Here is a 14,792-nt window from a genome sequence, read left to right as displayed (position 1 = left end):
ATGGATTTTCTAACCTTACCCGAATTCTGGGCCGTCATGGGCCTGGTCTTTCTGATCATCGAACTGCTGACGGTCTCCTTCTTCTTCGCTTTTCTGGGCACCGCAGCGCTGATAACCGCTTTGGCTTCCTGGATGGGGCTGACCCCGGAACTGAACAGCCAGTTGCTCTGCTTTTCTATCATCTCGATCGTGACGCTGGTGGCTTTCCGCCAGTCGGCCCGGCGCTGGTTCGATGGCCGCAAACGGTCAACGGATTACGTGGAGTACATAGGCGACAGAGCCAAAGTGACGCTGACGATTCCGGCTAACGGCGAAGGCCGGATTTTTTACCGGGGAGCTGAGTGGATTGCCCGCTCCCGTACCGGCCAGACCATTGCCGAGGGCGCGTCGGTTATCATCCGGCAACTGGACGGCATCCGGCTCATCGTCGATGCTGACTTATAAAGTGTAGCCGGTTTACCGACCCATATAAATAGTAAATACCACCTGCTTTACGCTTTATCAGGTAAAGCCTTACTAATCACAGCTATTTAATGGCGGTTTCTAGAGCAGAACGTAAGAAGCAATTGGCACACGCCCTGGCTGGTTTTATTATTATAGCCAAAGGCGTCGATAAAATTGATCATCACCACCTCACGATGGGCTATATCATCCTGCTCATTGGGGTGGTGGTGCTTCTGATTACCATTTTTCATCACCGGCTAGCCCGTTATTTCCGGAGTTTCGACTCCTTTGTTTTCTTCGCCGAATTTGTGGTGCTGGCGATTATTAGTGGCCTGTATTTCTCAGATGGCAAAAAAGCCTTACCGCTGGCCTATGCGCTGGCCTCGCTTGGGTATCTGGTGGGGTCCGTTTTGCACTACCGGCGGGCGGGCAGAACAACGGTCCCTCATTAAGCCGGTAAGCAGGACTGGCTCAACGGCAACCGTCTTACAGAAAGTAAAGCGAACCCTGTTCTCCCGATAAATAGTTCCAGCCAACCGGGTAAGGCTAACCCTTTAACTTCTTTTATTGTAAAAAGCAGCCAAACATACCATGACTCCGGACGACCCGCACCGGAGACGCATCCGTTCGTAACCTTCTATGAGATCAAAACGTAGACTATTCCTGCAGCAGGCTTCGGGTTTACTTGGTGTAACCAGTCTGCTGGGACTCGCCAAAGCTGCCGCCCTGGCCAATCCAAGTCCGTCGGCCCAGCGTAAAGCCGAAAAGCCGCTGGTGGTTTTTGTCACCGGCGACCATGAATACAGCAGTGAGCTGACCATGCCCCTGTTTGCCGCCGAATTGGAGAAGAACTACGGCATGCGGACCAAAGTGCTGAAATCTACCCCCGACCACAACGGGGAAAAAGACATTCCTGGTCTGGAAGCGCTGCGCGAGGCCGACCTGGCGGTCTTTTTTCTGCGCTGGCGGCTGCTGCCCAAAGAGCAGTTGCAATACATTGAAGATTATCTGAAATCCGGTAAGCCCGCAATGGGTTTCCGAACCACCACCCACGCCTTCAACTACCCGGAAGGAGACGAACGCCGGCGCTGGAATGCATTCGGCGAATTTGCCTTTGGAAGTCCGCCGGGCTGGGGCGGTCCTGCCAAACATACCCACTACGGGCACAAAAGCACCACCGACGTGTCGGTCATTCCGCAAGCGGCTAAACACCCGATTTTGACGGGGGTCACCCCCGCTTTTCATGTGCCCTCGTGGCTGTACCATGTCCTGCCCAATTACCCGCCTAAAGGAGCCGTTCCGCTGCTGATGGGCAAGGCCGTTAACCCGGACAAAGCAGCTGTGGATAACCCGGTGGCCTGGACCTGGCAGAACGAGTGGGGCGGTAAAACGTTTCTGACCACGTTGGGGCATCCCGAAGATTTTAAGGTCGAAGCCGTGCAGCGACTGGTCATCAACGCTATTCACTGGGAACTTGGCAAGCCTGTACCCAAAAAGTGGAAGGGGAATGTAGGCATTGATATTAAATACGATCAGCACGAAAAAGCCTGAGCCCTATGAAATCCTTTTTTCGTGGAAAGAGCAGCCTCCGATGGCTGCTTATCGTAATTATCCTTCTTCCGGTTTGTTTTAGCGCCTTTCGAACGAATGGGGTTCAGTCACTGACACCCGATAAGGGTGCCCGTATCATGCTGGTCGGCAACAACCTGGGCTCCCGCATGATGAACTATGGGCATTTTGAGACCGAGCTGCAGGTGCGGTATCCGGAGCATATGCTTTATATCCGCAATATGTGCGACGGGGGCGATACGCCCGGCTTCCGGCCCCACGCCAGCCGGTTCTCACCCTGGGCGTTTCCCGGAGCCGAAAAATTTCAGACGGAACTGGCCACCAACTCCGACAGCGAGGGTCATTTTGAAACACCCGACCAGTGGCTTACCCGACTTAAGGCCGATGTTATTCTGGCCTTTTTCGGCTATAACGAGTCATTTCAGGGTAAGGCCGGACTCGATAACTATAAGGCTGAACTGGAAGCCTTTGTCAAACACACGCTGAGCCAGACCTACAACGGCAGCAAACCTCCCCAACTGGCCCTGATCTCACCAATTGCGTTTGAAGACCTGTCGGATCGCTATGACCTGCCGAACGGTAAAAAAGAAAACGAGAACCTGGCTTTGTATACGAAGGCTATGAAGGAAGTGGCCGACAAAAACAAAGTGTTGTTTGTCGATGCATTCACCCCTTCTCAGCAGTGGTATGCCGCCAGTAAGGAATTGCTGACCATAGACGGCTTTCAGCTCACAGACGAAGGCTACCGGAAACTGGGCGTGTTGCTGGCCGATCAGGTATTTGGCAAGGTGCCCGCCAAAGCGCAGAAGAACCGGAAGCTGGTACAGGAAGCTGTGCTGGAGAAGAACTGGATGTGGCACAACGACTATAAAATTCCGAATGGCGTACACGCGTATGGCCGCCGGTACAACCCGTTTGGGCCGGACAACTACCCGGCCGAAATTGAGAAAATCCGTCAATTAACGGCCATTCGGGATACGGCCATCTGGCTGGCCGCATCCAAAGGGCAGAAGATGGACCTGGCGGCTGCCGATCTGCGGACCCGGCCGTTGCCCGAGGTAAAAACCAACTTTAACCCCCAGAAAAATGGCAGCCTGACCTATCTTTATGGACAGGACGCCCTTGATAAATTTACCGTAGCGCCGGGCTATAAAATTGAGCTGTTTGCGTCTGAGCGGGAGTTTACGGACCTGGCTAACCCGGTGCAGATGTCCTTTGACAACAGGGGCCGGCTGTGGGTGGCCGTTATGCCCAGTTACCCGCACTATAAACCGGGTGATGCCCGGCCCAACGACAAAATCCTGATTCTGGAAGACACGAATGGTGATGGGAAGGCTGATAAACAAACGGTATTTGTGGAGGGCCTGCATTTGCCGTTGGGCTTTGAGCTTGCCCCCGAAGGTGTTTATGTTTCCCAGGGCACAAACCTCAAGCTCTTCACGGATACCGACGGCGATGATCGGGCCGACAAAAGCGAAATTCTGCTGAGCGGCTTCGACGACCACGATACCCACCACAACAGTAGTGCGTTTACCGCCGATCCGTCCGGCGCAATCTACACCGGTGAAGGCGTTTTCCTGCATACCAACGTAGAAACCCCTTACGGGCCAGTGCGGGCGACCAACGGCGGCTTTTACCGCTATAGCCCACAACTCCGAAAACTGGAGCGGACAGCGCAACTGGCTATCCCGAACCCCTGGGGAATCATGGTGGATGAGTGGGGGCAGCCCTTCTTTGCCGAAACATCCAGCCCCGATTTTCGCTGGATGCTGCCCGGCTCGGTACTGCCACGCTACGGCGAATCGACGCATAAGTCGAAGCAACTGATTGAAGACGCTCACCGCGTACGGCCAACGTCGGGCCTGGAAGTTGTTTCCAGCCGCCACTTTCCGGATGAGGTACAGGGCGATTTTCTGATTAATAATACCATCGGGTTCCTGGGTACCAAAATGCATACCTTAACCGATGAGGGAACGGGCTATACCAGTAAGCACCGCATGGATCTGGTCGTGAGCGATGACCGCAACTTCCGGCCGGTAGACATGGAATTTGCCCCGGACGGTTCGCTATACCTCATTGACTGGCATAATATTCTGATTGGCCATATGCAGCACAACGCACGTGACCCACTGCGTGACCATGTTCACGGGCGGATATACCGGATTACCTACCCGTCGCGGCCGCTGGTGACACCGGCTAAGATTGACGGTGCCCCTATCGAACAACTGCTGGACAACCTGAAACTGCCGGAATACCGGACCCGCTACCGCACCCGGCGTGAACTTCGGGGGCGGAATGCCAACGAGGTGCTGTCGAAGCTGACTACCTGGGTGACGAAGCTGGATAAAAATGACCCGCGCTACGAGCATCATCTGCTGGAAGGCTTGTGGGTGAGCTGGGGCCTGAACAAAGTGGATCAGAAACTGCTGCGGCAATTGCTGAAGGCTCAGGATTACCGGGTGCGGGCGGCTGCTGCGCAGGTGGTGCGGTATACCGGCCATCAGGTAGCCGACCAAGCCGATCTGCTCATGCAGGCCGTACGGGACGACCACGGCCGGGTCCGGTTGGCCGCTGTTGTAGCTGCTTCCTGGATTGGTAAAGAAAAGGGATTGCCTATTCTGGCTGAGGCCCGGAAAAAGCCGCTGGATGAGTGGATGATTCACGCGTACGAAGCCGCCGAAGCACACCTGAAAGGGGAGCCGGTGAAGAAGGTGAAGGAGGTAGCCGTTACGTCGAATTTGAAAGGAGCCGAACTGGAGCTCCATACACTGGGCCGGGAGATTTTTGCCAAAGAAGGCTACTGCATCACCTGTCACCAGCCCGATGGACGGGGCTTGTCGGCTTCCGGCTTTCCGCCCCTTACCGGGACTAAATGGGTGCAGGGTAACGAAGAACGATTAATCAAAATCGTTCTGAAAGGGCTGCTGGGCCCCATTGAAGTCAATGGTGTAACTTATCCGGGGCAGGTGCCGATGACGCCTTACGGGGGGCTGCTCAACGACAAAGAGGTAGCTGCAGTGTTGACCTACGTACGGAATTCCTTCGGTAACCAGGCCCCGGCGATTTTGCCCGAGCAAGTCAAAAAAGTAAGAGCCGAGGTAGAGAGCAAGAAAGACTTTTACTCACCGGAGCAGTTGCTGAAAGAGCATCCGATGGAAAAGTAAATGAATTACTGTTAAATGAAAAAGGCCGGTACTTGCCGGCCTTTTTCATTTAACAGCAGGGAGATAGATCAGCAGGGTTTTGTGTGTTCTGCTCACAACTTCAGCTTAATACCCGTATTCCAGACAAATCCGTCGAGGGGTGCCCATACTTCGGTAAACTGGGGCGTATTGTACGGTGCTGACCGCAGACTCTCGTACCGGGTCTGGCGAACATCGCCAAAGTTTTCGAAGTTGACGAACAAGACAAAGTTCCGGATTGTCCGTTCGACCACTAAGCCGCTGGTGAACAGGGGACGGACCCGCCGGCCGGAAGAGAGGAGTTGTGAACTCTTCAGTTCGTAATCCCAGCCAATGCGCCACTTATCCGGCAGGGCAAACAACAGGTCACCTTTCACGCTGTGCCGGGGCGTGAGCGGTACTTCTTCCCGGCTTGCGCCGGTGAGCAGATTCGCCCGGGTGAACGTATAACCCACAAACCAGGTGAAACTGCCGACGAATAGCTTCATCTGGGTTTCGAAGCCACGGCTTTCGATATACCCGTTCCTGTTCTGGAACTGCAACGTACCCGTTGCGGGAAGGGCCATTAGCTGCAGGGGATTCTGAATCCGGTTGTAAAAGAATAGCTGATTAATGTTGAGAATGACGGTCTCGCTAAAGGGGTGCCGGAAGGTAACATCTACGTTGCCGCCGACCGACCGCTCTGCTTTCGCTGACGAGTAATCGACGGGCAGCACGTTTTGATAGCCCAGCAGTTCGGCCTCCTGGTTGAATACCGTAGGCTGACGATATCCGAAGCCCCCGCCAAGCCGGCTGCTGAACTTTGACGACAGTTTGAAAAGAGCATTTAGCCTGGGGAGAGTCAGCCACTCAGGATTGCCTTTGCCCAGAGCCGAACGATTTTGATTGTGGTCTACCCGTAAGCCACTCTCCAGGGATAGCCAGCGGGCCGCATCCCACAAGTGGTTGACAAACAGGCCGGCTGTATAATGATATTCGTTACGGGGACGACTATGTCTGACCGGATTTTCGCGAAAGGAGTCGGTGATGTAATTAAGACCAACAATCAGATTGTGCCGTTCAGGCCGGTACGTGTATGACAACTCCGTAAAAGAGGCAACTTGCCGGCCGCTAAAAGAGGCCCTGTCAAGGTCCGGGTTCTGAATAATAGCCAGTGACCGGTCGAAAAAATTAAGGCTGTTTTTCACCGTCAGCCACTGCTGCTGGCCAAGCCGCCTGTCAAACTTGAATTGGGTAGTTGACCGGGTCGATTCGTTCGTTTCACGGTAGAAATGCCCGGAGGTTAGTTCATCGGCCTTTAAGACGGCCCGGTCGCCACCCTGGCGGGTTTCGCGGGTAAACGTACCACCCAGGTAGATCGTGGTGGATGCGTCGGGATAAAAGAACAACCGCGGATTGAAGTTGAACTTCTCGAGCTTTGGCAAATCAGTGTAGCCATCGTTGTCGGCGTCGAACGGATTGTGCAGGTTGAAGTTTGTCAGCACCGTAACGCCCCATTTCCCAAAGCGACGGGATAAGAAAGCATTGGCATCCCGGGCACCCACGTTACTGTAGTTGAGGTGAACGAGGGTTTCTTCCTGATTCGGAGTTTTGGAGAGAAGGTTAATCAATCCCCCAATGGCTCCCCCACCGTACAGGGTAGAGGCAGATCCTTTAATGTATTCCACCTGCCGGAGGTCGAGGGGAGGAATCTGCATAATACTCAGACTGCCCGAAAAACCGCCGTAGAGCGGAAAACCATCTTTCAAAATCTGGGTGTAGCGCCCATCGAGGCCCTGAATCCGCACATTAGCGGTATTGGACGTGGCCGAGGTTTGCTGGACCTGGATACCAGTGCTGTGGGTCAGCAGATGCGCAATCTTGGCCGGGTCCATGGTTGATGCCTCGTCAATTTCTTCCGTCAGGGCTTCAATGCGGGTTGGTAACTCGGCGATACTTCGGTTAGCGCGGGTAGCCTCAACGATTACTTCTTCCAGTTCTGTATTCTCCGTCTGAAGCAAAATAACGCGTTCTTCTGTCATTGGAAGCGAAACCGTATCCCGTAAAGGAGCATAGCCTACGGATGTAAAAAGAATGATGTGTGAGCCTTCAGGGAGGTTAAAAGTTAGGCGACCTTCTGCATCGCTGGTTGCTCCTGACGTTGAGTTGAGCACACGGGCACTGGTACCTGGCACTGGTTGGCCGGTCTGCCGGTCCCTCACCACTGCTCTGTACAACGATTGTGCAACTGACTTAGTCCAGCCAAACAGAAATAGAAATAGCAAAAGTAGTCTTACCATACCAGGTGAATAGAAGCGGCAAATGTATAGGAATAAAAAGAAAGCTGGGCTCCAAATTATCAGGTTAGTCTGGATAAGGAGGTAGCTATATTACTTTTATAGCAAGATTTATAAACTTTTCTGGTTTTGTTATTTTTTGTCTTATCTCGTTTGGCGAATTCATTTTTATAACAAAGATTTACAGCCACAAAGCCAGGCAAAGCACCTGGCTCTGTTTTTTAGTAAATAAACCTATTAAATCTATAGAGTATATGTATTTTAAGGTGTTTACCTTCCTGACGCTTACATCTATAATATTTGCGTCTCATGCCGCCCTGGCTCAGGATCAACTAGTGCTGCTGTCGGGTAAAGTTGACGACACCGAAACCCACCAGCCTATTCCGGGCGTGGGTGTGCTGATCAAAAACACGGTATCTGGTACCGTAACCAATGAACAGGGTGAGTTTGCGCTTCGGACAAAAGTAAAATTTCCATTTACCCTCGTCTTCCAGGTACTCGGTTACGCTCCGAAAGAACTGGTGGTCGAGGGCCCCGGCGACAAAATTTCCGTTTCGCTGAACACCCAGGCCATTCTGGGTAAAGAGGTGGTGGTAACGGCTTCGCGGATTGAGGAGGACGTGCTGAAATCGCCGGTGGCTATTGAAAAGCTTAATATGCGCGTGCTGAAAGAAAGCCCCGCACCCAGTTTTTACGACGCTCTCGAAAACGTAAAGGGCGTGCAGATGACTACTTCGAGTCTGACGTTTAAAGTGCCGAATACGCGGGGCTTTAACATCCCGAATAATTTTCGTTTTATGCAGTTAGTCGATGGGGTAGATATGCAGGCGGCTACGCTGGGGGTACCCTTAGGCAATGCCATCGGGCCGACAGAACTGGATATCGAAAGCGTGGAAATTACACCAGGAGCGGCCTCAGCGTTGTACGGGATGAACGCCATCAACGGGATGGCCAACCTGCAAACCAAGAGTCCGTTCCGCTACCAGGGCATTAGCCTCTACCAGAAAACGGGTATCAACCACATCGATGGTATCGACCGCAACCCGTCGCTGCTGACCGAGTCAGCTATTCGGATCGCCAAAGCCTTCAATAATAAATTCGCCTTTAAAGTAAACGTCAGCTACCTGCAGGGCACCGATTGGGTTGCCAATACGCAAATCGACCAGAACCCGCAGGACCTGGCCGGCGCTAATCCCCGCTTCCCGGAACTGTCAGGGGCCATAAACCCGGCCGCTGATTTGTGGAACCGCTACGGCGACGACCGGAGTTCACGCTCGTCCATTGCCATTCAGTACAGGGGTAAGACAGAGACCTTCAACGTCAGCCGCACCGGCTACTACGAGCGGGATCTGATCAGCCCGACCGTCCGCAACCTCAAGGTCGACGGCAGCCTGCACTACCGCATCAACGACAACGTGGAGCTGGCATACGGCTACCGCTTTGGGCTGATGGATGGTATTTTCCAGCGGGGTAACAAGATTCAGTTGAAAGACGTAACCGTCCAGAACCACAAGCTCGAACTCAGGAGTACCAACGTAATTGCCAGGGTGTACGCCCTGGTCGAGAATACCGGCAACTCCTATAACCTGAACCCGCTAGCGTATAACCTCGACCTGACGCATGCGTCCAACAGCGTCTGGGCCGGCAAATTCAGAACCGAACTGCAAAATCAGGTAAACAGCGGTGTCGATCTGCCCACCGCTATGCAACTGGCCCGGCAGGTAGCCGATCAGGGGCGAGTTGTACCGGGTACCGCTGGGTTCAACACGTTAAAGAACACCATCACCCACATCAATAACTGGGATCATGGCTCTGTCATCTCCAGTGCCCCGGCTACGGGTGGTGCGGCCCTCTGGCAGCGCAGTAACACGTATCATGCCGATGTTCAGTATAACCTGACCAGTCGGGTCAAATTTGCCGAGGTGCTGGTTGGCGCTGATTATCGTCGCTATGAGGTAATTCCGGACGGCAACAACTTCGTGGATTTTTCCAAACCCATCGACCAGCGGACTACCCCCGGCGGTACTAATCAGATCTATCAAAAGTACGGTGCCTTTGCGCTGGTGACGAAGAAGTTTTTTGACGAGAAGCTTAAAATTTCGACCTCTCTACGGGTCGATAATAATCCGGAATTTACGCCCAAATTCAATCCCCGGATTGCGCTGGTATACACGGCATCCGAAAAGCACAACATCCGGTTCTCGTACCAGAACGGCTATCGTTTTCCGGCCTTATTCGAAGCGCTGTCGTTTGTCAACAACACCAACGTACGCCGGGTAGGTGGACTGGCCCGCGTGAACGAAGGCCTGGGCTTCCTGGAAAACTCGAATACGCTGACCTCGCTCGATCAGTTTCTGGCGGCCGTCAATGCTGATGTAGCCGCTGGCCTGAGCCGGACCGATGCCGCCTTGAAGAACCGGGACAAACTGGCCATTGCCAATCTGGCTCCCGAACAACCTGAGCACATCAACTCATTTGAAGCTGGTTACAAGAGCGTGCTGGCCAATAACAGGGTGGCTATCGACGGCGAGGTTTATTACAACATCTACCAGGGTTTTCTGGGTCAGGTTGAGGTGGCGGTACCGACATCCGGTCGGGTCGGCACGGAAGCTTCTGTACTGGACATGCTGAACCGGGCCAATCAGGTGCGCTACCGGGTATTCACCAATGCCCGGAATGCTTACCACAGTTACGGTGCCGCCCTGGGTCTGACCTACAACTTTTTCCAAAAATACGTGCTGACTGGTAACCTGAATTACAATACTATCGTGGGTAACGCAAATCCTGATGTATTTGTAACCGGCTTCAACACGCCAAAGTGGGTCACCAACATCAGCCTGGGTAACCGCGAACTGGTGAAGACAGCTGGCGGCAACAGCGTAGGCTTCAATGCTGTATGGCGCTGGCAGGACCGTTTCTTATGGGAGAGTCCGCTGGCTAATGGGGTAGTGCCGGCTTACCAGACAGTTGACGCACAGGTGACCTACCGGGCCACGTTTGGCAAGGCACAGAATCCACAACTTACCTTTAAACTGGGTGGTGCCAACCTGTTCAACAACCGGTATATCCAGTATGCAGCCGGCCCGACGATCGGCGGTTTGTACTACCTGGCAATCACCTGGGATGTGACTAAATTCTGAGTGTTATGAACCCGGATATACAAGTTCCGTCGATGACGCGGCCGTATACGCTGAAGCAGTTAGCAACCTATTTTTTGCGGTTGGGTGCCACCGGTTTTGGCGGTCCGCCGGCGCTGATCGGTTATATGCACCGCGATCTGGTGCAGCAGAACCAGTGGATCAGCGAGGAGGATTACCGGGAGGGCCTGGCGCTTGCGCAGCTGGCTCCAGGGCCATTGGCTGCACAGTTAGGAATTTACTTGGGTTACGTGCATTACGGCGTTCTGGGCGCTACGCTGACCGGATTGGCGTTTGTCCTGCCCTCGTTTCTGATGGTAGTAGCGCTGGGCTGGGCGTATATCTACTTCGGAGGATTGCCCTGGATGCAGGCCGCTTTCTACGGGGTGGGCTCAGCCGTTATCGGTATTATCGCCATCGGTACGTACCGGCTAACTCTGAAAACGGTAGGGAAGGAGCCGCTGCTGTTGGGTCTGTTTGCCTTATCGGCATTGGCAACATTTATGGCAGAGTCGGAGCTGTTGTGGCTGGTGCTGCTATCCGGGGTAGTGGTTTGGCTGGTGAAAGCGCCACCGGCAGGGGTACGGCTGGGCAGTCTGTCACCTTTCCTGCTGGAAGTGTTCCCGGCCATAGACTCCACGCTCTGGCAATTAGCCCTGTTCTTTACCAAAGCCGGAGCGTTTGTGTTCGGTAGCGGGCTGGCCATTGTTCCGTTTCTGTACGGTGGTGTCGTAAAGGAGTTTGGCTGGCTCAACGAGCAGCAATTTCTGGATGCTGTTGCGGTAGCCATGATTACACCGGGGCCGGTGGTGATCACGGTGGGTTTTATTGGCTATCTGGTAGCTGGTTTTTCCGGCGCCTGCGTAGCCGCTACCGCTACGTTCCTGCCCTGTTACCTGTTTACTATTCTACCCGCCCCCTATTTTAAAAAATACGGCAAACGACCCGACATCAAAGCCTTCGTTGATGGCGTAACCGTCTCGGCGGTGGGTGCCATTGCCGGAGCCGTCATCGTGCTGGGTAAGCGGCAGTTGACCGACTGGCCGGCCGTGGTGCTGGCCCTGATAGCGTTTGGCTTACTATATCGGTACAAAAAGCTGCCCGAGCTGGTTCTCATCGGGGCTGCCGCCGTGGTTGGTTTACTGCTACGTTATGTTTAGAATGTCTTAGGTAGATTCCTCGCCAAATGTTGTTGGTAGTATTCAGCGGAACAGGGCTTTTTTGCTATGTCTGCATGAGTTACGGCAAAATTTCGTTTCTTTAAGGGATTGTTCATAGCCAACTAGATCCTCTAAGAACATGTAGGCCGCTCTTTGCAGGTGGCAAACCTTCGAAACGATAGCATGGAAAACATTGTCAATTCCGTTAATGACATCATCTGGAGTAATGCGCTAATTTTTCTTTGCCTGGGCGCCGGTATCTATTTCTCCATCATCACCCGCTTTCTACAGGTTCGTTACCTGAAAGACATGGTCCGGCTGCTGTTCGGCGGCAAATCTTCAGCCAAAGGAGTGAGTTCGTTTCAAGCGTTTGCCATTGCCATTTCAGGACGCGTCGGTACTGGCAACATAGCCGGGGTGGCAACCGCAATTGCCATGGGGGGACCGGGCGCGGTTTTCTGGATGTGGGCCATTGCGTTCCTGGGAGCATCGTCGGCGTTCATTGAGGCTACCCTGGGCCAGATCTACAAACAGGTAAAAGATGGTCAGTACCGTGGTGGTCCTGCGTTTTATATTGAAAAGGGGCTGGGGGTTAAATGGTATGCCGTTGTGTTTGCCGTGGCAACGGTACTGAGCACGGCGTTCTTTCTGCCCGGTGTTCAAAGCAACAGCATTGCCCTCGGAGTAAAGAATGCGTTTGACATCCCGGTCGCGGTCACCGGTGGTGCCGTTACACTGTTGATTGCCCTGATCATCTTTGGGGGAGTAAAGCGCATTGGGAGGGTAGCCGAGATTGTGGTGCCGTTTATGGCCGGCGCTTACATTCTGATGGCCGTTACCATTATTCTGCTGAACATTACGCAGGTGCCGTCGGTCCTCTCCCTCATTATCCGGTCTGCTTTCAATCTGGAGCCTGCCTTTGCCGGTGTATTTGGCATGGCTGTGGCCTGGGGCGTCAAGCGCGGAATCTACTCTAATGAAGCCGGACAGGGAACCGCCCCGCACCCGGCTGCTGCGGCCGAAACGAGCCATCCGGCCAAGCAGGGGCTAGTCCAGGCCTTTTCCGTGTATGTTGATACGCTGTTCGTGTGTACCGCTACCGCGTTTATGATCCTGTTTACGGGAAAATACAACGTAAAAAATCCCGACGGTGGTTTCCTGGTCGAGAATATACCGGGTGCGGCCATTGGTGGCGAGTATACCCAGCAGGCTGTGAATACGCACTTTCCGGCATTAGGCGGTGGTTTCGTCGCCATATCGCTGTTCTTCTTCGCCTTCACTACCATTATGGCTTATTATTATATAGCGGAAACAAACCTCAGCTACCTGACGCAGAAGGGAACGCCGAAATGGATGGTATGGGGCCTGCGTTTACTAATTCTCGGCTCTACCTTTTACGGGTCGGTAAAAACGGCGGCTATGGCCTGGACACTCGGTGATATCGGCGTAGGCATGATGGCCTGGCTGAACATTATCGCTATCCTGCTCCTTAGGAAGCCGGCGCTACTGGCGCTCAGGGACTACAGCGCACAGAAGAAAGCCGGTAAAGACCCGGTCTTCAATCCCAAAGAACTGGGTATCAAGAATGCCGATGAGTGGGAGAGAGCCTGGGCGGACAAAGAATCGGTTAGCCGCATATAATACAATCGATTGGTTGCAGGGCGGTAAATCAGATAGGTTTGCGCCTTATAAACACAAGCTCTTTCTAAAGGAGAAGTCTCTGCTACCACTGCTGAACACATACAATAATGGTATCATCATTCACGGGCCTGTTGCCGTCCAAACTGCCTGCCGTTGGCACGACTATATTCACCGTCATGTCGAAGCTGGCCGCCGATACGGGGGCGTTGAACCTGTCTCAGGGTTTTCCAAATTTCAATACCGACGCCAGATTACTCGACCTCGTCGATAAGGCCATGCGACAGGGGCATAACCAGTATGCCCCCATGCCCGGTGTGCCGGTCCTGCGGGAGGCCATCGCCCGCAAAACCAGTGAGGTGTACGGCGTCGACTACCATCCTGATTTTGAGGTAACCGTCACCACCGGAGCCACCGAAGCGATTTTTGCCGCCATTACCACCGTGGTGCGGCCCGGCGATGAGGTAATTATCTTTGAGCCGGCTTACGATAGCTACGTACCGGCCATTGAACTGAACGGCGGGACTCCGGTTTATGTAACCATGACGCCACCGGACTATGCACCGGACTGGACGCAGGTACGGGAAAAGATTACCGACCGTACCAGACTGGTGATCGTCAATACCCCTCAGAACCCGACCGGCCGCGTCTGGACCGCCGATGATCTGACGCAGTTGGCCGATCTGGTCCGCGACCGAGACATCTACCTGGTGGCTGATGAGGTGTACGAGCATATCGTCTTTGATGGACGGGCCTACCACTCGCTGATGTCGCACCCAACGTTGCAGGAGCGCACATTTATCTGCGGCTCATTCGGCAAGACGTTCCACACCACCGGTTGGAAGATCGGCTACTGCCTGGCGCCAAAGGAACTGACGGCGGAGTTTCGCAAAATTCACCAGTTTGTGACTTTCAGCGTGATGACGCCGATGCAGGTGGCCCTGGCGGAGTACCTGCAGGAACCGGAGCACTACCTGTCGTTGTCGGCCTTCTACCAGCGAAAGCGCGACCTGTTTGCTGAAATTTTAGCAGCCTCCCGATTCCGCTTTAAACTCGCCGAAGGAACCTTTTTCCAGACCGTTTCCTACGCGGCCATTACCGACGAGCCTGATTACGATCTGGCCATCCGGTTGACGCATGAGATTGGCGTAGCCTCCATTCCGGTATCGGTGTTTTATCACAACCTCGATGATTACCGCATCCTGCGTTTCTGTTTCGCCAAGGACGACGAGATGCTGCTCCGTGCCGGCGAGCGACTTATTAAGTTATAGGCTTGTCATCCCGACGCAGCCGGGCGGATTTCTATGATCTATGCAAGAGTTGAGGCATAAAATTTGTCATATTTTTTGCCCCGCTTTACTACGGCATAGATTCGATGAATTAGCT

General features: G+C 53.7%; 9 protein-coding genes. 8 read left to right on the top strand and 1 reads right to left on the bottom strand.

All coding sequences use genetic code 11. From position 1 onward, the window contains the following. The 4 genes from ABD949_RS19995 (at position 1) to ABD949_RS19980 (ending at position 5,177) form a co-directional block, all read left to right on the top strand. The gene (locus ABD949_RS19995; RefSeq protein ID WP_345246283.1) at positions 1-444 is read left to right on the top strand and encodes an NfeD family protein; all 444 of its coding nucleotides are present in this window, start codon (positions 1-3) and stop codon (positions 442-444) included. Between the two features lie 89 nt (positions 445-533). Next, positions 534-896 carry a hypothetical protein gene (locus tag ABD949_RS19990; RefSeq protein WP_345246281.1) on the top strand — a complete coding sequence of 121 codons (363 nt, stop codon included), beginning with the start codon at positions 534-536 and terminating at the stop codon, positions 894-896. A gap of 187 nt (positions 897-1,083) precedes the next feature. Then, positions 1,084-1,995 (top strand): ThuA domain-containing protein, encoded by a 912-nt coding sequence (locus tag ABD949_RS19985; protein ID WP_345246279.1) that lies wholly within the window; start codon positions 1,084-1,086, stop codon positions 1,993-1,995. A 5-nt stretch (positions 1,996-2,000) separates the two neighbouring features. After that, positions 2,001-5,177, top strand: coding sequence for a PVC-type heme-binding CxxCH protein (locus ABD949_RS19980; protein WP_345246277.1), 3,177 nt, complete (start codon positions 2,001-2,003; stop codon positions 5,175-5,177). A 92-nt stretch (positions 5,178-5,269) separates the two neighbouring features. On the opposite strand, the gene ABD949_RS19975 is transcribed toward ABD949_RS19980, so the two are convergent. Further along, on the bottom strand, positions 5,270-7,474 hold the full coding sequence (locus ABD949_RS19975) for a TonB-dependent receptor (RefSeq protein WP_345246275.1): 2,205 nt from the start codon (positions 7,472-7,474) through the stop codon (positions 5,270-5,272). Between the two features lie 251 nt (positions 7,475-7,725). Here ABD949_RS19975 and ABD949_RS19970 point away from each other — a divergent pair, with 251 nt between their 5' ends. From ABD949_RS19970 to ABD949_RS19955, 4 genes are all read left to right on the top strand, one after another. After that, positions 7,726-10,611, top strand: coding sequence for a TonB-dependent receptor (locus ABD949_RS19970; RefSeq protein WP_345246273.1), 2,886 nt, complete (start codon positions 7,726-7,728; stop codon positions 10,609-10,611). A 5-nt stretch (positions 10,612-10,616) separates the two neighbouring features. Continuing rightward, a complete protein-coding gene (locus ABD949_RS19965; RefSeq protein ID WP_345246271.1) occupies positions 10,617-11,768 on the top strand; it encodes a chromate transporter in 1,152 nt (383 codons plus the stop codon). A gap of 183 nt (positions 11,769-11,951) precedes the next feature. Beyond that, positions 11,952-13,409, top strand: coding sequence for an alanine/glycine:cation symporter family protein (locus ABD949_RS19960; protein ID WP_345246269.1), 1,458 nt, complete (start codon positions 11,952-11,954; stop codon positions 13,407-13,409). Between the two features lie 107 nt (positions 13,410-13,516). Next, on the top strand, positions 13,517-14,677 hold the full coding sequence (locus ABD949_RS19955) for a methionine aminotransferase (RefSeq protein WP_345246267.1): 1,161 nt from the start codon (positions 13,517-13,519) through the stop codon (positions 14,675-14,677). Positions 14,678-14,792 lie beyond the last annotated feature (115 nt).

It is taken from the genome of Nibrella saemangeumensis (assembly GCF_039541915.1).
GTDB lineage: Bacteria > Bacteroidota > Bacteroidia > Cytophagales > Spirosomataceae > Nibrella > Nibrella saemangeumensis.
Note: the sequence above shows the minus strand (reverse complement) of the source record. Positions and strands in the feature narration are given on the sequence as shown.

What these genes read in the sequence shown, in the direction of transcription:
- ABD949_RS19985 (WP_345246279.1), top strand. Translation starts at nt 1,084, where the DNA reads ATGAGATCAAAACGTAGACTATTCCTGCAGCAGGCTTCGGGTTTACTT.
- ABD949_RS19975 (WP_345246275.1), bottom strand. Translation starts at nt 7,474, where the DNA reads ATGGTAAGACTACTTTTGCTATTTCTATTTCTGTTTGGCTGGACTAAG.
- ABD949_RS19960 (WP_345246269.1), top strand. Translation starts at nt 11,952, where the DNA reads ATGGAAAACATTGTCAATTCCGTTAATGACATCATCTGGAGTAATGCG.
- ABD949_RS19965 (WP_345246271.1), top strand. Translation starts at nt 10,617, where the DNA reads ATGAACCCGGATATACAAGTTCCGTCGATGACGCGGCCGTATACGCTG.
- ABD949_RS19980 (WP_345246277.1), top strand. Translation starts at nt 2,001, where the DNA reads ATGAAATCCTTTTTTCGTGGAAAGAGCAGCCTCCGATGGCTGCTTATC.
- ABD949_RS19990 (WP_345246281.1), top strand. Translation starts at nt 534, where the DNA reads ATGGCGGTTTCTAGAGCAGAACGTAAGAAGCAATTGGCACACGCCCTG.
- ABD949_RS19955 (WP_345246267.1), top strand. Translation starts at nt 13,517, where the DNA reads ATGGTATCATCATTCACGGGCCTGTTGCCGTCCAAACTGCCTGCCGTT.
- ABD949_RS19995 (WP_345246283.1), top strand. Translation starts at nt 1, where the DNA reads ATGGATTTTCTAACCTTACCCGAATTCTGGGCCGTCATGGGCCTGGTC.
- ABD949_RS19970 (WP_345246273.1), top strand. Translation starts at nt 7,726, where the DNA reads ATGTATTTTAAGGTGTTTACCTTCCTGACGCTTACATCTATAATATTT.